At 67.1% G+C, this 18,525-nt stretch carries 17 protein-coding genes, 1 tRNA gene and 1 riboswitch; of the genes, 11 read left to right on the top strand and 7 right to left on the bottom strand.

Annotated elements, in window-relative coordinates; genetic code table 11:
- Positions 1-11: 11 nt before the first annotated feature.
- Positions 12-138: riboswitch (S-adenosyl-L-homocysteine riboswitch) on the top strand.
- 35 nt (positions 139-173) lie between these two features.
- The 4 genes from ahcY (at position 174) to CYU89_RS06915 (ending at position 6,108) form a co-directional block, all read left to right on the top strand.
- On the top strand, positions 174-1,616 hold the full coding sequence (gene ahcY, locus CYU89_RS06930) for an adenosylhomocysteinase (RefSeq protein ID WP_296279666.1): 1,443 nt from the start codon (positions 174-176) through the stop codon (positions 1,614-1,616).
- Positions 1,617-1,829: 213 nt separating this feature from the next.
- Positions 1,830-3,230, top strand: a complete 1,401-nt coding sequence (locus CYU89_RS06925) for an MFS transporter (RefSeq protein WP_296279664.1) — start codon at positions 1,830-1,832, stop codon at positions 3,228-3,230.
- Positions 3,227-5,599: an NdvB protein gene (locus tag CYU89_RS06920; protein WP_296279662.1), complete on the top strand. Its 2,373-nt coding sequence runs from the start codon at positions 3,227-3,229 to the stop codon at positions 5,597-5,599. Before CYU89_RS06925 ends, CYU89_RS06920 begins: the two co-directional genes overlap by 4 nt.
- Positions 5,596-6,108, top strand: coding sequence for a gluconokinase, GntK/IdnK-type (locus CYU89_RS06915; RefSeq protein WP_296279660.1), 513 nt, complete (start codon positions 5,596-5,598; stop codon positions 6,106-6,108). Before CYU89_RS06920 ends, CYU89_RS06915 begins: the two co-directional genes overlap by 4 nt.
- Before the next feature lie 18 nt (positions 6,109-6,126).
- On the opposite strand, the gene CYU89_RS06910 is transcribed toward CYU89_RS06915, so the two are convergent.
- The gene (locus CYU89_RS06910) at positions 6,127-6,684 is read right to left on the bottom strand and encodes a DUF3228 family protein (protein ID WP_296279658.1); all 558 of its coding nucleotides are present in this window, start codon (positions 6,682-6,684) and stop codon (positions 6,127-6,129) included.
- A 152-nt stretch (positions 6,685-6,836) separates the two neighbouring features.
- Between CYU89_RS06910 and metF the strand changes: the two genes are divergently transcribed.
- Both metF and CYU89_RS06900 read left to right on the top strand, forming a co-directional pair.
- The gene (metF, locus tag CYU89_RS06905; protein WP_296279657.1) at positions 6,837-7,670 is read left to right on the top strand and encodes a methylenetetrahydrofolate reductase [NAD(P)H]; all 834 of its coding nucleotides are present in this window, start codon (positions 6,837-6,839) and stop codon (positions 7,668-7,670) included.
- A gap of 98 nt (positions 7,671-7,768) precedes the next feature.
- The gene (locus CYU89_RS06900; protein ID WP_296279655.1) at positions 7,769-8,362 is read left to right on the top strand and encodes a hypothetical protein; all 594 of its coding nucleotides are present in this window, start codon (positions 7,769-7,771) and stop codon (positions 8,360-8,362) included.
- Positions 8,363-8,377: 15 nt separating this feature from the next.
- On the opposite strand, the gene CYU89_RS06895 is transcribed toward CYU89_RS06900, so the two are convergent.
- From CYU89_RS06895 to CYU89_RS06870, 6 genes are all read right to left on the bottom strand, one after another.
- Positions 8,378-9,739: a HAMP domain-containing sensor histidine kinase gene (locus CYU89_RS06895; RefSeq protein ID WP_296279839.1), complete on the bottom strand. Its 1,362-nt coding sequence runs from the start codon at positions 9,737-9,739 to the stop codon at positions 8,378-8,380.
- On the bottom strand, positions 9,726-10,409 hold the full coding sequence (locus CYU89_RS06890) for a response regulator transcription factor (protein WP_055936695.1): 684 nt from the start codon (positions 10,407-10,409) through the stop codon (positions 9,726-9,728). Before CYU89_RS06890 ends, CYU89_RS06895 begins: the two co-directional genes overlap by 14 nt.
- 9 nt (positions 10,410-10,418) lie before the next feature.
- Positions 10,419-10,901 carry a hypothetical protein gene (locus CYU89_RS06885; protein ID WP_296279652.1) on the bottom strand — a complete coding sequence of 161 codons (483 nt, stop codon included), beginning with the start codon at positions 10,899-10,901 and terminating at the stop codon, positions 10,419-10,421.
- 297 nt (positions 10,902-11,198) lie between these two features.
- On the bottom strand, positions 11,199-12,080 hold the full coding sequence (gene rimK, locus CYU89_RS06880; RefSeq protein ID WP_296279651.1) for a 30S ribosomal protein S6--L-glutamate ligase: 882 nt from the start codon (positions 12,078-12,080) through the stop codon (positions 11,199-11,201).
- A 79-nt stretch (positions 12,081-12,159) separates the two neighbouring features.
- Positions 12,160-12,233: transfer RNA gene (locus CYU89_RS06875), tRNA-Gly, on the bottom strand.
- A gap of 79 nt (positions 12,234-12,312) precedes the next feature.
- Positions 12,313-14,112, bottom strand: coding sequence for an autotransporter domain-containing protein (locus CYU89_RS06870; RefSeq protein WP_296279837.1), 1,800 nt, complete (start codon positions 14,110-14,112; stop codon positions 12,313-12,315).
- A 177-nt stretch (positions 14,113-14,289) separates the two neighbouring features.
- Between CYU89_RS06870 and thiS the strand changes: the two genes are divergently transcribed.
- The 5 genes from thiS to CYU89_RS06845 all read left to right on the top strand — a co-directional run bounded on the left by thiS (position 14,290) and on the right by CYU89_RS06845 (position 18,476).
- Entirely contained in the window at positions 14,290-14,490 is a 201-nt protein-coding gene (gene thiS / locus CYU89_RS06865; protein ID WP_296279650.1) for a sulfur carrier protein ThiS, read from the top strand.
- A 61-nt stretch (positions 14,491-14,551) separates the two neighbouring features.
- Positions 14,552-15,346 carry a thiazole synthase gene (locus CYU89_RS06860; RefSeq protein WP_296279648.1) on the top strand — a complete coding sequence of 265 codons (795 nt, stop codon included), beginning with the start codon at positions 14,552-14,554 and terminating at the stop codon, positions 15,344-15,346.
- A complete protein-coding gene (gene trmB / locus CYU89_RS06855) occupies positions 15,346-16,080 on the top strand; it encodes a tRNA (guanosine(46)-N7)-methyltransferase TrmB (protein WP_296279646.1) in 735 nt (244 codons plus the stop codon). The genes CYU89_RS06860 and trmB overlap by 1 nt, the downstream gene beginning before the upstream one ends.
- Before the next feature lie 138 nt (positions 16,081-16,218).
- Entirely contained in the window at positions 16,219-18,087 is a 1,869-nt protein-coding gene (locus CYU89_RS06850; RefSeq protein WP_296279643.1) for an SLC13 family permease, read from the top strand.
- A complete protein-coding gene (locus CYU89_RS06845) occupies positions 18,084-18,476 on the top strand; it encodes an ACT domain-containing protein (RefSeq protein WP_296279641.1) in 393 nt (130 codons plus the stop codon). Before CYU89_RS06850 ends, CYU89_RS06845 begins: the two co-directional genes overlap by 4 nt.
- Positions 18,477-18,525 lie beyond the last annotated feature (49 nt).

The following is an 18,525-nucleotide window of genomic DNA, read 5'->3' as shown; positions in this document are numbered from 1 at the left end:
AATGGCGACCCTTCGCCGAGGGGCGCTGCGACCGTGACATGTGCGGATCCTTCCGCAAGAGCCTGCACATCCTGTGCGGACTCTCCACATAGTCCGGCCAGGCTCGGTGGAATGAACCTGCAACGGCGCCCGGATACCCTGCGACCCTGATCGCACAGACCGGAGCAAGAGCCATGAACGCAGTACGCAAGTTTTCCACCGAAGGCGATTACAAGGTCGCCGACATCTCCCTGGCCGACTGGGGCCGCAAGGAACTGGACATCGCCGAGCACGAGATGCCCGGCCTGATGTCGATCCGCCGCAAGCACGCCGCCACCAAGCCGCTGAAGGGCGTGCGCGTGACCGGCTCGCTGCACATGACCATCCAGACCGCCGTGCTGATCGAGACGCTGAAGGACATCGGCGCCGACGTGCGCTGGGCCTCGTGCAACATCTTCTCGACGCAGGACCACGCCGCCGCCGCGATCGCCGCGAGCGGCACGCCGGTGTTCGCCTGGAAAGGCGAGACGCTGGAAGAGTACTGGGACTGCACGCTCGACGCGCTGACCTTCACCCTGCCCGACGGCACCCTGACGGGCCCGGAGCTGGTGGTGGACGACGGTGGCGACGTCACGCTGCTGATCCACAAGGGCTATGAGCTGGAGCAGGGCGACACGACGTGGGTCAACAGCGCGTCGGGCAGCCATGAGGAGCAGGTGATCAAGGACCTGCTGAAGCGCGTCGCCAAGGAGCGTCCCGGCTACTGGACCCGCGTGGTCAAGGACTGGAAGGGCGTCTCCGAAGAGACCACCACCGGCGTGCATCGCCTGTACCAGATCGCCGAGCAGGGCAAGCTGCTGGTGCCCGCGATCAACGTCAACGACTCGGTTACCAAGTCGAAGTTCGACAACCTGTACGGCTGCCGCGAGTCGCTGGCCGACGGCCTGAAGCGCGCGATGGACGTGATGCTGGCCGGCAAGGTCGCCGTGGTCTGCGGCTACGGCGACGTCGGCAAGGGCTCGGCGCACTCGCTGCGCGCGTATGGCGCCCGCGTCATCGTCACCGAGATCGACCCGATCTGCGCACTGCAGGCGGCGATGGAAGGCTTCGAGGTCAACACCGTCGAGGACAGCCTGGGCCAGGCCGACATCTACGTCACCACGACCGGCAACAAGGACATCATCACCCTCGAGCACATGAAGGCGATGAAGGACCAGGCCATCGTCTGCAACATCGGCCACTTCGACAACGAGATCCAGGTGGATGCGCTGTACGCCTCGGACGCCAAGCGCATCAACATCAAGCCGCAGGTCGACAAGTTCGTGTTCCCGAACGGCAATGCGATCTTCCTGCTGGCCGAAGGCCGCCTGGTGAACCTGGGCTGCGCCACCGGCCACCCGAGCTTCGTCATGTCGAACTCCTTCGCCAACCAGACGCTGGCGCAGATCGACCTGTGGGCGAACAAGGACGTGTACGAGAAGACCGTCTACCGCCTGCCGAAGCAGCTCGACGAGGAAGTCGCGCGCCTGCACCTGGAGAAGATCGGCGTGAAGCTGACGACCCTCACCAAGGACCAGGCCGACTACCTCGGCGTGGCGGTCGAAGGCCCGTACAAGCCGGATCACTACCGCTACTGATCACCGCGTCATCACTGCGATGAAAGAACGGGCGCCCCAGGGCGCCCGTTCTGCATTCCGTGCAGCGAGGGTCCGGCGCGCGCCCTCGTTCACAACCATTTCCATACCGCCGGGCGCTTGCCTCGCTCCGGCGATCATCGCAAGCTTGGCCGCCGTACATCGCCCCAGCCGGTACCCGGCCTGCGGCGCAATGACCCAGCACCGGGAGTGGACATGCAACGCGACCAGGGGAGCGGCGGCACCGCGCACCCCGCCGACAAGGCACTACCCTCGACGGAACCCCGGTTGGGCGAAAAGATCGGCTACGGCGTCGGCGACTTCGGCTTCAACCTTTATTGGGCGAACATTTCCGCGTTCCTGCTCATCTTCTATACCGACGTGATGGGCCTGGCCGCTGCGGCCGTCGGCACCATGATGCTGGTCACCAAGATCGTGGATGCCGTCACCGACCCGCTGATGGGCGCGCTGGCGGATCGCACCCGCAGCCGCTTCGGCCGCTTCCGTCCGTACCTGCTGTACGGCGCGTTGCCGCTGGCGTTCACCGGTGTGCTGACGTGGACCGTGCCCGACCTCGGCCAGGGCGCGAAACTGGTGTGGGCCTATGCCACCTTCACGCTGATGATGCTGGCCTACACCGTGGTGAGCATCCCCTATTCCGCGCTGTCGGGCGTGATCACCGGCGACAGCCAGCAGCGCACGCAGCTGATCAGCTTCCGCTTCATCGCCGCGTTCGCGGGGACGATGGCGGTCAACTGGCTGACGCTGGACCTGGTGCGCTGGCTGGGACGTGGCGACGACGTGCTGGGCTGGCAACTGACGCTCTCGCTGTACGGCGTGATCGCCACGGCGGCCTTCGTCACCGTAGCGCTGTCCACGCGCGAACGCGTGTCGCCGCCGCCGCAACAGGCCAGCGACGTCCGCCAGGATATCGTCGACCTGCTGCACAACCGGCCGTGGATGGTGCTGTTCGCGCTCGCGCTGGTCATCATGGTGACCATCGTGATGCGCGGTGGTTCATTGGCCTACTACCTGAAGTACCACCTGGGTCGGCCTGACCTGACCGGTCTGTTCCTGGGTGCGTACGCGCTCGCCCTCGCCGTGGGCGCCGGGCTGACGCCGCTAATGACGCGCTACGTGGACAAGCGGCGACTGATGGCGGGGTTGATGGCGGGCGTCGGCGTGGTGAGCTGTGCGATGTTCTTCATTCCGCCCGAGTCCGTGTGGTGGATGTTCGCCCTCAACCTGCTGGTGGGACTGATGCTGGGACCGAAATCGCCGTTGGCGTTCTCCATGTACGCCGACTGCGCCGACTACACCGAATGGAAGACAGGACGCCGCGCCACCGCGATGACGTTCGCGGCAGCGACGTTCTCGCAGAAGCTCGGCGGCGCACTGGCGTCGGCGACGATCGCGTGGATCCTGGCCGGCATGGGCTACGTGGCCAACGCCGCCCAGTCGGATGCGTCGCGGCTCGGCATCGTGCTGCTGCTGACGGTGATTCCGGGGGGCGTCGCCCTGCTCGCGGCGGGGGTGATGCGGTTCTACCCGCTGGATGACGCCACGCTGGCGCAGGTGCAGGCCGAGCTGCGATCGCGCCGCGAGGCGGCGGCATGACGGAGGCACCGTACGGCTTCGAGGAAAACGGCCGCCGCTTCGTCCTCGCCAGCCCCACCGCCATGCCCGCGGCATCCACCTTCCTGTGGAACCGGCGGATGCTGCTGCAGCTTAACTGCCGCGGCTTCGCCACCGCGCAGTTCATGCAGCCGGAACCGGCCAAGTACGCACATGCGCCGACGCTGGAAGCCAGGAGCTTCATGCAGCCGGAGCAGCCGTACTACGCGCACCATCCGGGACGCTTCTGCTACGTGAAGGACGAGGACGATGGCGGCCTGTTCTCCGTGCCGCACGAACCCGTGCGCCGTGCACCGGATTCGTTCGCCTTCTCCGTCGGCCTCGACGACGTGGCGTGGCGCGTGCAGTGCGCGGGCATCGACGTGGAGATGTGCGTCGTGTTGCCGGTCGACGACGTGGCCGAACTGTGGACGCTGCGCGTGCGCAACCGGTCGGGCCGGCGGCGACGGCTTAGCCTGTACCCGTATTTCCCGGTCGGCTACATGTCGTGGATGAACCAGTCCGGACGCTATCGCTCCGACCTGGGCGCCATCGTCTGCGACAGCGTCGCGCCATACCAGAAAGTCGAGGACTATTTCCGCCAGCGCGATTTCAAGGACCGTACCGTGCTGCTGCACGCGCGCGCGCCGGACGCCTGGGAAGCGAACCAGGCGACATTCGAGGGTGAAGGCGGGCTGCATGCCCCGAAGGGCATCGTGGACGGCGAGCACTTGGGCGGTGGCGAGGCAGCGTACGAGATGCCGACGGCGGTGCTGCAATACCGCGTGACGCTCGACGACGACGACGTTCAGGAGTTCCGCTTCGTGTTCGCGCCCGCACGCGATGACGACGAGATCCGCCAGCTGCGCGCGCGACATCTTTCACCGGACGGGTTCACCGAAGCCCGGCGCGCAAGCACTGCGTACATCGGGGCCGGCGCGGGCTGCCTGCGCATCGAAACGCCGGATCCGTGGCTGGATGCGTTCGCCAACCACTGGCTGCCGCGGCAGGTGTACTACCACGGCGACGTCAACCGCCTGACCACCGATCCGCAGACGCGCAACTACCTGCAGGACCACATGGGCATGGGCTTCCTGCGGCCCGAGGTGGCGCGGGCGGCGTTCCTGCATGCGCTGTCGCAACAGGAGCCGTCCGGCGCGATGCCCGATGGGATCCTGCTGTCCGAAGGTGCAGAACTGAAATACATCAACCAGATCCCGCATACCGACCATTGCGTATGGCTGCCGATCTGCCTGCGCGCGTATCTGGACGAGACGGGCGACGATACGATCCTCGACGAACTGGTCACTGCCCGCGAGGGCGATGCCGCTCCGGTCGCCGATCGCATCGATCGCGCCATGCGCTGGCTGCTGAAGGCACGCGATGCGCGCGGCCTGAGCTACATCGCGCAGGGCGACTGGTGCGATCCGATGAACATGGTCGGCTGGCGCGGGCGCGGTGTGTCCGGATGGCTGACGCTGGCCAGCGCCTACGCCCTGAAGGAATGGGCGGCGGTCTGCGCACGCCGCGGCGATGACGCGCTCGCCGACGAATTCCACGCGGGCGCGGACGCCTGCAACGCGGCGATGAACGCGCACCTGTGGGATGGCGACTGGTATGGCCGTGGCATCACCGACGACGACGTCCCCTTCGGCATCGCCGCCGACACGGAAGGCCGCATCTTCCTCAATCCGCAGAGCTGGGCCCTGCTCAGCGGTGCGCCGGATGACGACAAGCGCACGCGCATGCTCGCGGCGGTCGATGCGCACCTGGTCTCGCCCTACGGCGTGGCGATGTACGACCCGCCTTACACGCGCATGCGCGAGGACGTGGGACGGGTGACGCAGAAGTTCCCCGGCACCGCCGAGAACGGCGCGGTCTACAACCATGCCGCGGCGTTCTATCTCTACAGCCTGTACCAGGCCGGGGACGCGGACCGTGCCTGGCATGTGCTGCGTGCGATGCTGCCGTCGCCCGCACCGGAGGATTGCCTGCAGCGCGGCCAGCTGCCGGTGTTCGTGCCCAATTACTACCGTGGCGCATGGCGCCTGCACCCGCGTACCGCGGGCCGTTCCAGCCAGTTGTTCAACACGGGCACGGCGGCGTGGATGTATCGCTGCCTGGTGGAGCACCTGTTCGGCCTGCGCGGCGAGGGCGATGCGTTGAGGATCGCGCCGCAGCTGCCCTCGCATTGGCCATCCGCGCGCGCGGCGCGTCGTTTCCGGGGTGCCTGGTTCGATGTCGCCATGGAACGCGTTGCGGGTGTCGCGACGACGCGGGTCGCCGTGGATGGCGCGTGGCTGGAAGATTCCCTGCTGCACGGCATCGAGGCCGGCCGCACCTACCAGGTGCGCATCGAGCTCCCGGCATGAGCGGCCACGTCCACGTCGTCGTGGTCATGGGCGTGTCGGGCAGTGGCAAGACCACGCTCGCACGTGCACTGGCAGGCGCATGGCAGGCGACATTCCTGGATGCTGACGATTTCCACGGCACGGCAGCGAAGGCGCGCATGGCCAGTGGCCACCCGCTGACCGACCGGATGCGCGCCCCGTGGGTACGCCGCATCGCCACCGACCTGCGGCAACGCGCGGCATCGGGCGAGCGCGTCGTGTTGGCCTTTTCGGGCCTGCGTCGGCGCCACCGCGAGGCGTTGCGCGCGACCGGCGTGCCGATGCGTTTCCTGTTCCTGGCGGGCGACGCGGCCCTGATCGCCGCACGTCTGCATGATCGCCAGGGCCACTACATGCCGGCCTCGCTGCTGGACAGCCAGTTCGCCACCCTCGAAGTTCCGACGGACGAAGCGGACGTTGTACGGATCGACGTGGCCCGGGCGCCCGCCGCCCAGTTGCGCTGCGCCCTGTCCGCGCTGGCGTCGCGCTGAGCGGCAACCCGGCGCGGACTACGGGCGCCAGTTGGCGTTGAGCTCCCAGAACGCGACGCTGCGCCGGTATGCCTCGCGGTTGATCGGCACGCCCGAACCGCCTTCCTCCACGCCCAGCGCATTGCGCATCATCGTGATGGGCGCCATCGGAATTTCTTCGGGCGCCTGCGTGTACAGGCATCCGACGATGCCCCAGTCACCTTCGATCGGCGCGCGCTCGTGCGCCAATTGCGCCGCGCTGTACAGGATGACGACCAGGTAGTCCGCCACCGGCGGGTCGACGCCTTCGAACCAGCGCACCAGCACCGGCAGCTCCTTCGAGGACCGCGCTTCGTAGCCTGATCGCAACAGAGACCGGTTGTCGTCGGTGATCGGTACGGTCAGGCACCGTGTCGACGTCCAGTTGCGATGCACGTGCAATCGGCAGAACGGCGCATAGCCCGCCAGCACCGCCACCGGCGGCTCCGAGTTCAGGCGCTGCTCGAAGGCCTGAGGCGTGCAGTCCTGGATGGCGTTGCGACGTGGCTCGGTCGGGAACAACCGGGTGCGGGCGAAGGGAGTGAGGACGATGGTCATGCGGCAGCCAGTGGCGGAAGGCGGACAGCGTACCCGCCCCGGAGCCATCACACCTGGCCGAATTCCCGTCACGAAGGACGGGACGCCACCAGCCATACACATTCATCCGGATGAAGAGATACAATATGCTCTCGACCCGAACGGCGCCGTCCATGCCCTCCCTCAGCTTCGAGTTCTACCCTCCCAAGACCGATGAGCAGCGCGCGCAGCTCGATCGCACCGCGGACAGGCTGAAGGCGTACAAGCCCGAATACGTGTCGTGCACGTTCGGTGCCGGCGGGTCCACGCTGAGCTATACCTCGGAGACGGTCCGCCATCTCAGCCAGCATCACGGTTTCGAAGGCGTGCCCCATCTCTCCTGCGTGGGCGGCAGCCGCGAAGAAATACGGGAACTGTTGCGGCTCTACCGGGCATTGGGCTGCAAACGCATCGTCGCGTTGCGCGGCGACCTGCCGTCGGGCATGGGCTTCACCGGCGACCTGCGCTATGCCTCCGAACTGATCCAATTCATCCGTGCCGAACATGGCGACACGTTCCACATCGAAGTCGGCGCCTACCCCGAGACGCACCCTCAGGCCGAGGACGCGCTGACCGACCTGCGCCACTTCAAGGCCAAGGTCGATGCCGGCGCCAACGGCGCAATCACGCAGTACTTCTACAACCCGGATGCCTATTTCCACTTCGTCGATGCGGTGCGCAAGCTCGGCGTCGAGATCCCGATCATCCCGGGCATCATGCCGATCTCGAACTTTTCGCAGCTCCGCCGCTTCTCCGAAGCCTGCGGCGCCGAAATTCCCCGCTGGATCGGCAAGCGAATGCAGGCGCTGGGCGACGATGCCGAGGCGATCCGCGACTTCGGCGCGGACGTCGTGGCCAACCTGTGCGAACGACTGGTCGCCGGGGGAGCGCCGTCGCTGCACTTCTACACGCTCAACTTAGCCAAGCCTACGCAGACAGTCCTGTCGCGGCTCGGCTGGTCCGCCTGACGCTCTCCACAGCGGGCATCCGACCGGCAGGTGAACAACCCCTCATTCCGTGCGCACGTCCCATGACCGCGGCGCGCATGCCGGATTAGGCTGGCGACATGCGGACCCTCTTTCTCCTCGCCCTCGCCGGCCTCCTCTTGTGTCCCGGTGCCGGGTCGCCCACCGCCCGGGCGCAACAGCAGGGCGTCCAACGCTGCACGACGATGTCCGGCGAGACGGTCTACACCGACAAGCGCTGCGAGGACGTAGGCGCGATGGACCGTCTGCCTTCCACGACGACGACCGCCGCCACCGGCGCGCTTTACCGCGGCGGCTGTTCGCGCACGCTCAGCGACCTGGTGATGCAGGTGTCGTCGGCGATCCAGGCAGGCGACGTGAACAGGCTCGCGGGGGTCTACCACTGGGCCGGCACGTCGGATGCGGGTGCCCTGCGCATCCTCGACCGGCTCGACGTGGTGGTCCAACGCCCGCTGGTCGATATCGTGCCGGTCCGTCCCGCGCCGGCCCCGATACTGGATGCGGAAGGCTCCGTCGTCGACGCTAACCGGGACGGCTATTACCCGCAGACCGCAACGCAACGGCAACGGCCGACGGGACTGCGCGTCGTGCAGACGCTGAAGAACAGCGCCACGCCGGCCGACACCACGTTCGGCCTGCGCCGCGCCTACAACTGCTTCTGGATCACGCTCTGACAGCAGTCGGTGGGGTCAGGGGCGCGGCCGCGATCCGTCGCCCGACTCGCGATCGAGTGAAAATCGCAGCGTGGCGATCACGCCCTTCTGCTCGCCCGGGCGCACGCCTACCTGCCATCCGTACAGCGCGCACAGGCGGCTGACGATGGACAGTCCGATGCCGCCCCCTTGCGAATGGCCCGCATGCGTGCCGCGGTAGCCACGCTCGAACAGGCGCGCGGCGTCTTCCTTGCTGAGCCCCGGGCCCGAATCCACGACTTCGACCGCATCAGGCAGCAGGCGCACGACCACCTCGCCCTCCTTCGTGTACTTGACGGCATTGCCGATCAGATTGCCGAGTGCCACCGACAGCGCGGCTTCCGGCGAATCGACCGTTGCCCCCCCTTCGCCTTCGACGCGCAGGATCAGCGGCTTGCCGCCCAGCGTGGCGCGATGCGCATCGAGCAACTGGTCGACCACGCGCGCGACGTCCGTGTTGCCGTGGCCACGCTCGTTGCGGGACAGCAGCAGCAGTGCACTGATCAGGTCCGTGCACTGCTGCTCGGCACGCTGGATGCGCTGGATGCGTGTGCGCGTCTTCTCGTCCATGTCGGGCCGCGACAGCATAAGCTCGACCGAGCCGCGGATGATGGCAAGTGGCGTGCGCAGTTCGTGACTGACATCGGCATTGAATTCGCGGTCGCGCTGGACGACGTCGGTAAGGCGGCTGGAATAGTCGTCCAGGGCCTTGGCAAGTTCGCCGACTTCGTCTTGCGGAAAGTGCGGCGCCAATGGCCTGGGATTGCTACTGCCACGATAGGCACGCAGACGCGCAGCGAGTTCGGACACCGGACTCATGACCCGGGAAGCGGACCACCAGCCGATCAGAAGGGAAATACCGGTGAAGACGACCACCACACCCACCAGCGCCTGATTGAATTTCGCCTTGCCCTTGGTGGACTCCGTCATGTCGTACGCGAGGAAGAACCAGGCCTCCGGGGTCTTCTGCACTGCTAGCCAATAGGAGAAGAGGGAGCCGTCCGCCTCCTGGCCACTCAGCGCATGAATACCGTTGGGAAGCTCGTACCAGTCGGGCTCGTCCTGCCGCAGCTGCTCGAACTTGTCGGATGCGAACGCATACGCGCGCATCGTCTGCACCCGGAGATCCCGCTGCTGTCCGCCGCTCTCGACGTAGCGGCGCTGATACTCGCCGATGTTTTGGTTCATCGCGTCGACCACCAGATCTTCTTCGACGCGATTCCGAACCCAGTTCGCCGAGAACGCGAGCAGCAGCGTCAGCCCGAACCCCAGCAGCACGAACGACAGGATGATGCGGGTGCGCAGCCGCCGCCGGAAGCGGCGGTGGCGGCGGGGTTTCGACGACTCAGCTGCTGGCATCGGGCGCGGCGATGCGGTATCCGATGCCATGGCGCGTCTGGATGTAGGGCGAGTCGAACGGCTTGTCGACCACGGCGCGCAGGCCGTGGATGTGCACGCGCAGCGAGTCCGAATCCGGCAATTCCTCGCCCCAGACGCGCGTCTCCAGTTCCTGGCGCGTCACCACGGCGGGCGACGCCTCCATCAGGGCCTGCAGGATCTTGAGCGCCGTGGGATTCAGCTGCAGCAGCTTGCCCTGGCGGCGGACTTCCAGCGTGTCCAGGTTGTATTCCAGCTCGCCCACTTCCAGCACCCGCGTCTGTACGCCCTTGCCGCGACGGGACAGCGCGTTGAGGCGCACTTCCACTTCCTGCAACGCGAACGGCTTGATCAGGTAGTCGTCGGCGCCGGAATCGAAACCGGCCAGCTTGTTGTCCAGCGAATCGCGGGCGGTCAGCATCAGCACCGGCGTCTGCTTGCGCGCTTCGTTGCGCAGCTTGCGGCAGACTTCCAGCCCGTCCATGCCGGGCAGGTTGAGGTCGAGGACGATCGCATCGAACTCGTGCACCACGGCAAGGTGCAGGCCGGTCACACCGTCGGCGGCGAAGTCGACGGTGTGTCCGCGCTCCTCCAGGTAATCGCCGAGGTTGGCGGCGATGTCGCTGTTGTCTTCAATGACGAGAATACGCATCAGGACGCCTTAGTTGTTGCCGCGCAGGATGACCCGGTTGCTCTTGAGCAGGGTGTTCTGGTCGTTTTCCCGGATACGGCGACGTTCCGCTACGGTCTGGCACTGCGTCGTGGGACGATGCGAGCCGACCACCTTCTCCCGCGTGCATACCAGACGGCTGTCCTCACCGGCGCGCGTGAGGATGCTGTTGACCAGTTCCTGGTCGTTGAATACGCGGGCTTTCTGTTCTTCGCTGAGGCCCTGCACGCCACTCGTCGCCTCCAACGCACCGGAGATGCGGTTCAGCGCATCCTTGACGTCGCTGCGCTCCTTCTGGCTGATCTCGGAATAGACCTTGCCGCCATCGAGATCCTTGATGATGGCCAGCCGCTGTTCCTCGAACGATCCGTTGATATTCACCTTGGCCGGGGCGCCGTCGTTGCCGGCGTCGATCTTGGCGTGTGCGGTGAGAGCGGCCAGTGCCAGCAGGGAGCCGAGTACCACCTTGTACATTCAACACCTCGTTCGTCAGGTTGAAGGATCTGCCCCACCCAGCAGAGGTCAGGCATGGGGATAATCCGGATTCTGCCATAGCGCGTGGCGACAGCCGCGTGCAAAAAAACAAGGCCCAGGCGGGTGGTCGCCCGCCTGGGCCAAACTAATGCCCCGATTACCGTAATCCTGTGCTTTCCAGATGCAAAGACCGGGAGGAACGCAGAGCTGCGGTCCGGCCAAGGCTACGCGGCCTTCGATTAAACGACCGTTAAAGAGTGCGTTAATTCCACGTGAAAAAGACACGGCCGCGTCGGGTCAGCCCTGTTCAGCCTGCCTCGCGAGGTGCTCCACGATCCTCCCGGCGACGTCCACGCCGCATACGGATTCGATGCCCTCGAGCCCCGGCGTCGAGTTGACCTCCAGGACCAGGGGACCCCGCTGGGCACGGATCAGGTCCACGCCCGCCACGCCCAGCCCCAGTACCTTCGCGGCCCGGATCGCCACGGCACGCTCCTCATCGGATGCCACCGCATGCAGGGCGGTCCCGCCGCGATGCAGGTTGGAACGGAAATCGCCCTCCGGCGCCTGCCGGCGCATCGAGGCCACCACCTCGTCGCCCACGACGAAGCAACGCAGGTCGGCACCGTCGGCTTCAGCGATGAATTCCTGCACCACGAAGCTGGCGTACAGACCGCGGAGGGCCTCGACCACGCTGCGGGAAGCCGAAGGCTTTTCGGTCAGCATCACGCCGGCGCCCTGCGCGCCCTCGTTCAACTTGATCACATGCGGTGGCGGACCCAGCATCGACAGCAGGTCGCTGGTGTCGTCGGGGTTGTCGCCGAAGACGGTGACCGGCAGGTCGATGCCCTGCGCGGCCAGCAACTGGTGCGCGCGCAGCTTGTCGCGCGCGCGCAGGATGGCATCGGAGGGATTCGGGCTGTACGTGCCCATCAGCTCGAACTGGCGCAGGACGGCCGTGCCATAGCGCGTGATGGAAGCGCCGATGCGCGGAATCACCGCGTCGTAGCCCGCCAGCGAACGGCCCTTGTAGTGCAACTGGAAGCCGGTCGACGCAATGCGCATGTAACAGCGCAGCGGGTCCAGCACGCGGACCGTGTGGCCGCGCTGGCGCGCGGCCTCGACCAGGCGGCGCGTCGAGTACAACTTGCCGTTGCGCGACAGGATGGCGAGCTTCATGGGGAATCGTTCACGGGGGTCGGGCACAGCATGCCATGCCCGCTGCATGGGCCGATGACAGGAAGGGGGTGGCGCGGACTGGAGCGGGTGATGGGAATCGAACCCACGCTAGCAGCTTGGGAAGCTGCAGTTCTACCATTGAACTACACCCGCACGATGGCGCGAGTCTATGCCGCGACGGGCGGCAAGGCAATGCGGCGCCGGCGGTCCGGCGCCGCATCTCACGGCAATATCAGAAGCTGCCGCTCAGGGTCATGAACGCGGTGGCGTTGGCGCCACCACCCTGGTTGACGGTGGTATTCACGCCGAGGTTCGCGTCCAGTCCGAACAGCTGCGTGCGCGCGCCGAGCAGCAGCGTGCCGTAGCTGTCGTCCTGAGTCAGGCCGGGCACGGCATAGGGGGCCGTGCCGGGCATGGACAGCGACTGCGCGAAGACTTCGTCGGCCGGGTCTTCGAACTCCTTGTCGATCGTCAGGCGGGCGTACGGCGCCAGGTGATCGTTGATCGCGTAGCTCACCTGCCAGCCGGCGCTGCCGATCAGCGAATCGAAGTCCTGGTCCGGATAGGCCAGCGCCGTCGAGTTGACGTTGCTCTCGCTGTAACCGTCCATCTCGATGGTCTGCGATACCACGCTCACCACCGGGCCGTGGCGGAAGGCGCCGTCGCCGAACTCGTAGCCGGCGCTTGCGCCGACCGTCAGGTTGGTGCCATCCGGCGAACCGCTGTGCCGGCGCGTCACGCCGCCCAGCTGCACTTCGCGGTCGATGTCGTAGGACAGCCAGCTGTAGCTGACCTGCGCGTTCGCCCACAGCTGGTCGCCATACCAGCCGGCGAACCCGCCGAGCGTGGCGTCGCTTTCGTCGAAACTGCCGCGGCGCAGGCCGAAGTCGTACTTCGCGCGTCCGTAGCCGGCAAAGGCGCCATAGACCCACGAACCCTGCGACCAGTCGACGCCGAAGGTGCCCATGGGGCCCGCGCCGTCGTACAGGTTGCCGTCGTCGTAACGCAGGAAGTCGCCCCGCACGTCGCCCCACCAGCGCATGCCGTCCGCCTCGGGCTTGCCCGCAACGTGCGAGGCCACCCGATCAGCGCGGGCACGGCCATGCACCGACGCGGTGTACGGCAGCAGCGCGATCTGGCGCGGACCTTCGAGCATCGCCACCGCATACTGCGACAGGATGTCGTGGGCCTTCGACGACGGATGCACGCCATCGGCGAACGCATAGACGTCCGCTGCATTCGGCGTGGCGTAGTTGAGCGGACTGCAGGTGACCGACGACGCGGTGATCTGCGGATTGCAGGCGGTGCCGGTGACGTTGCCGAAGCCGTACTCCGCGGGGCTGGCGACGATCTCGCGCAGCAGCGTGAAGGTATCCAGCGGGATCACCCGCAGGCCGGCGGTGTTGATGGCGCCGAACAACGCCGTGTTGTAGGTGGTGGCCAGCTGCGTGCCGGCGGCCGCATTCGTGGGTCCCTGGGCGCGGAACGAGGGCGTCACGCCCAGGTCCGGCACCGTCGGCACCAGGATGTAGCGCGCGCCCGCATTCTGCAGTTGCCCGATGATGCCGACCTGCGCGGTGACGGCGCCACCGATGGTCGCGGTGGGGTTGGCGCCGGCGACCACGGCGAACAGGTCGTTCGCGCCGCCCCAGACGGTGTACAGGGCGTTCGGATCGGCGCGGCCACCGCTCGCGGACAGATAGGTGTTCAGCTGGGTGGTCATCGACGGAATCGCGCCGAGGGCGCCGGAGGTGTTGGTCCCCACGCGCGCACCGCCGACGGCGTAGTTCGTGCCCCCCTGGTTGGCGCTGGCGGCACCCGTGCCGTAGTACTCGGCCAGATACTCGGACCACACCAGGCCGGGGTTGGTGGTGAAGCGACCGAGGATGGCGGCGGAAGGACCACCGATCTGTACCAGCGCCGGACGGAAATGGCCGGAGTCGGTCAGGCTGTCGCCGAAAAAGATCGTCTGCGAGTACGGGCTGTCCGCCGCCAGGGCGGGGGCCGCCGCCACGGCCAGCGCCACGGCCAGCAGGGAACGGACAGGCGAAAGGGAACGCTTCATGGAATCTCCGGGGCAAGAAAGGATGGACGGGACTGCGTGCCGGCTCTGCCGTACGGCTGCGCATGGCGCGCATCGTTCCACCAAGGCCGCCCCCGCACACGCTGCAATGCGGCATGCGCGCCGGCCTTCGGCGACAATGGCGGCATGGACATCCAGTTGAACGGGCAGCCGCAGGCGCTGCCGGACCAGAGCACCATCGCCTCCCTGCTGCTGCTGCAGGGGCTGGCCGAGCGACGCGTGGCCATTGAGGTCAACGGCGAGATCATCCCGCGCGGACAGCACGCGCAACACGTGCTGCGCGCCGGCGACCGCGTCGAGATCGTGCACGCGCTCGGCGGCGGCTGACGGCCTCGGCCTGCCGCACCCCGGGGGGACGCGCCGAGGCTTCATGGGCGATAATCGCCGCATGTCCAACACCGCCCCCCATGACCCGCTGGTGATCGCGGGCAAGTCCTACCGTTCCCGCCTGCTGACCGGCACCGGCAAGTTCAAGGATTTCGAGGAAACCCGCCTGGCCACCGAGGCTGCGGGCGCCGAGATCGTCACCGTCGCCATCCGCCGCACGAACCTGGGCCAGTCGCCCAACGAGCCCAACCTGCTCGACGTGCTGCCGCCGGACCGCTACACCATTCTTCCCAACACCGCCGGCTGCTACACCGCCGACGATGCCGTGCGCACCTGCCGGCTGGCGCGCGAGCTGCTCGACGGCCACACCCTGGTGAAGCTGGAAGTGCTGGGCGACCAGAAGACCCTGTATCCCGACGTGGTGCAGACGCTGGCTGCCGCCGAGAAGCTGGTGGCGGACGGATTCCAGGTGATGGTCTACACCAGCGACGACCCGATCCTCGCCCGCCGCCTCGAAGAGATCGGTTGCGTGGCGGTCATGCCGCTGGCCGCGCCGATCGGCTCCGGCCTGGGCGTGCAGAACAAGTACAACCTGCTGGAAATCATCGAGAACGCGAAAGTCCCCGTGCTGGTCGATGCCGGCGTCGGCACTGCCTCCGATGCCGCCATCGCGATGGAACTCGGCTGCGACGGCGTGCTGATGAATACCGCCATCGCCGGCGCGAAACACCCCGTGCTGATGGCGAGCGCGATGAAGAAAGCGGTGGAAGCCGGCCGCGAAGCCTTCCTGGCGGGTCGCATCCCGCGCAAGCGCAACGCGTCCGCCTCCAGCCCGATCGACGGACTGATCGGCTGATGACCGATCCGTTTTCCAGCCCCGGCGCCAAGACCCCTCCCAAGCCGTTCACGATCAGCGACGGAAGGCGCGAAATCCGCAGTTTCGTGTTGCGCCAGGGCCGCTTCACCGAGGCGCAGCAGCGCGCCTTCGATACCCAATGGCCGCGCTTCGGGCTGGACTACACCGGCGCGCCGCGCGACTACGACGCGGTGTTCGGCCGCAGCGCACCGCGCGTGCTGGAAATCGGCTTCGGCAACGGCGAGGCGCTCCGTTTCGCCGCGGCGAACGACAAGGACCGTGACTACCTCGGCCTGGAAGTGCATGCCCCCGGCGTCGGTCGACTGCTCAACGCGCTGGCCGAGGACGGCAGCGACCACGTGCGCGTCTACCACCACGATGCGGTGGAAGTGCTGCAGCACGAAGTCGCCGACGGATCGCTGGATGAAGTGCGCATCTACTTCCCGGATCCGTGGCACAAGAAGCGCCACAACAAGCGCCGCCTGGTGCAACCCGAATTCGCGGCACTGATCGCGCGCAAGCTGCGTCCGGGCGGCCGGCTGCATTGCGCCACCGACTGGGAGGCCTATGCCGAGCACATGTGGGACGTGCTGGACGCGACGCCCGGCCTGCGCAACCGGGCAGGTCCGCGCGGCAGCGTGCCGCGTCCGGACTGGCGCCCGCAGACGCATTTCGAGACACGCGGCCAGAAGCTCGGACACGGGGTGTGGGATCTTGTCTATGACCGGGATTAGGGACTCGGGATTCGGGATCTGCAGGAGCGTGCACTCCTGCCCCGCGCGACCACCGCGCGATGGCCTGCGTCCGCATGGCTGCGTGGCCCCGCCGACCCGTCATTCCCGTATACCGAATCCCGCATTCCGGCCGTTCTGATGGACAACGCGCTGACGCTGACCAACGACATGAAGCTCGTCCTCGGGCTGGTCGGCTTCACGATGGCGATGTTCCTGTTCGAGCGCATCCGCGCGGACTTGGTCGCGCTGGTGGTGCTGGTGGTGCTGGGCATCACCGGGCTGATCGCCCCGGAGGAAATCTTCGGCGGCTTCTCCGGCAACGCGGTCATGAGCATCATCGCCACCATGATCCTGGGCGCCGGCCTGGACCGTACCGGCGCGCTGAACCGGCTGGCCTCGTGGCTGCTGCGGCGCGGCCACGGCATCGAGCAGAGACTGCTGCTGATGACCACGGCCATCGCCAGCCTCAACTCGTCCTTCATGCAGAACCCGTCGGTGATGGCGCTGTTCATGCCCGTCGCCTCGCGATTGTCGTCGCGCACCGGCCTGTCGATGCAGCGGTTGCTGCTGCCGATCGCGGCCGCGATCGTCATGGGCGGCGCGTTCACCATGGTCGGCAACTCGCCGCTGATCCTGCTCAACGACCTGCTGGTCTCCGCCAACAACAACCTGCCCTCCGGCATGGCCACGCTGGAGCCGCTGCGCATGTTCGCGCCGTGGCCGATCGGGCTGACGCTGGTGATCGCGTCGCTCCTGTACTTCCGGTACGTCGGCGACCGCAAGCTCAAGGACGACACCCAGGACAGCGATGGCGTGGTCACGCCCGCGCGCACGGAGAGTTACTTCGCCAACACCTACGGGATCGAGGGCGACGTGTTCGAACTGGTCGTCAGCGCCGAGAGCCCGCTCGTCGGCATGTCGCTCGGCGAGGCGGAAGCCCTGCACGATGCGCCGCTGATGCTGGCGCTGCAGACCGGCAACGACACCCGTCTTGCCCCGCCCGCGGACATGCGCATCTGGGTGGGCAGCGTGCTGGGCGTGATGGGTGCGCGGCAGGAGATCAGCGACTTCGCGCAGAACCAGTTCCTGCGCATGTCCTCGCGCCTGCGCCACTTCGGCGACCTGTTCAATCCCAGCCGCGCGGGCATTTCCGAAGCCGTGGTGCCGCCGACGTCGAAGTTCATCGGCAAGACCGCGCGCGAGCTGCGCCTGCGCAAGCAGAATGGCATCAGCCTGCTGGCGATCAACCGCGACAAGAAGGTCATCCGCGAGAACGTGCGCGAGGAGAAGCTGCGCGCCGGCGACATGCTGGTCTTCCACAGCATCTGGCAGGACCTCGGCCTGGCGGCGGAAAGCCGCGACTTCGTGGTGGTGACGGACTACCCGAAGGGCGAACAGCGCCCGCACAAGTTCAAGATCGCGATGACCATCTTCGCCATCACCATCATCATCGCGCTGACGTCGAAGCTGCCGGTCGCGCTGACTCTGATGACCGGCGTGGCGGGCATGCTGCTGACGGGCGTGCTGCGCATGGACGAAGCCTACGGCGCGATCAACTGGAAGACGGTGTTCCTGATGGCAGGCCTGATTCCGCTCGGCTGGGCGATGGACAGCAGCGGTGCGGCCGCGTGGGTGGCAGGGCATACCGTGGAACGGTTGCCGGAAGGCATTCCCATCTGGGTGCTGGAGATCGCCGTCGCGCTGCTCACGACCGCGTTCTCGCTGGTCATCAGCCATGTCGGTGCGACCATCGTGATGGTGCCGATGGCGATCAACCTGGCACTGGCGGCGGGCGGCAATCCAACCGCGTTCGCGCTGATCGTGGCGCTGTCCGCATCGAACAACCTGATGACCGCGTCCAACCCGGTGATCTCGATGATCGTCGGCCCCGCCAACTACACCTCGCGCCAGCTGTGGCGCGTCGGCGGGCCGCTGTCCCTGATCTACACCCTGGTGGTGGTGCTGGCCGTCAACGCGCTGTTCTGGTGGAACGGACGCGCCGGGTGAACCCGCCCTCGCTGACGCTGGTGCTGATGCCCGACCGCTACGCCGTCGCGCAACTGCCGGCCGGCGCCACGCTACCTGGGTGGTGGCCCACTCACGGCATGCGCCATGCCGGCTGGACCGACGACGAACTGTCGCTGGTCTGCGAAGAAGCATGCGTACCCGACGATGTCCGCTGCCAGCGCGGCTGGCGCATGTTCAAGCTGCAGGGGCCCTTCGACTTCGCGATGACCGGCATCCTGAAGGCCGTGCTGGATCCCCTGGCGGCTGCCGGCGTGGGCATTTTCGCCATCTCCACGTTCGATACCGACTACGTGCTCGTGCAGGACCACCAACTGGACATCACCCTGCAGGCGTTGCGCGAGCACGGACACCACGTGTCGGGCGACTAGCTTCGCGTCAACGACGACGCAGCAGGATCCGCGCCAGCACCGCGCAGAA

This window comes from Pseudoxanthomonas sp. (assembly GCF_002863005.1).
Taxonomy (GTDB): Bacteria; Pseudomonadota; Gammaproteobacteria; order Xanthomonadales; family Xanthomonadaceae; genus Pseudoxanthomonas_A.
Note: the sequence above shows the minus strand (reverse complement) of the source record. Positions and strands in the feature narration are given on the sequence as shown.